Source organism: Vibrio frigidus (assembly GCF_042465995.1).
Lineage (GTDB): Bacteria > Pseudomonadota > Gammaproteobacteria > Enterobacterales > Vibrionaceae > Vibrio.
This window is the reverse complement of the sequence record NZ_JBCDMC010000070.1, coordinates 1-255: the sequence shown is the minus strand read 5'-3', so window position 1 is coordinate 255 and position 255 is coordinate 1. Positions and strand designations below refer to the sequence as shown.

The window sequence follows — 255 nt, the reverse complement described above, 5'->3', positions numbered from 1 at the left end:
GCATTTGGTACGGTGTCGCCATCGGTATCAGTAACATCCACTCCGATGGTTAGCTCATTAATATCGCCATCACCGTTAACTTGTTCTATCGCTTGATGTTGAGTAATGCTGTAGGTGCCATCAATATTGATGGTCGCTGACAACACATAGCTAGCGGTGTCGTTGCTATCATTGCCCGTATAAACAAGAACGGTTTTGCCGTCATCGCTCACCTTCACTGAAGTCTGTTCGTTATTGCTGGTTAAACTGTTCCAA

1 protein-coding gene is annotated in these 255 nt (G+C 45.1%); it reads right to left on the bottom strand.

Annotation, left to right across the window (positions count from 1 at the left end):
* Positions 1 to 255: hypothetical protein (locus AACW90_RS23040; protein WP_390239391.1), on the bottom strand; the 255-nt coding region annotated here is incomplete at both ends.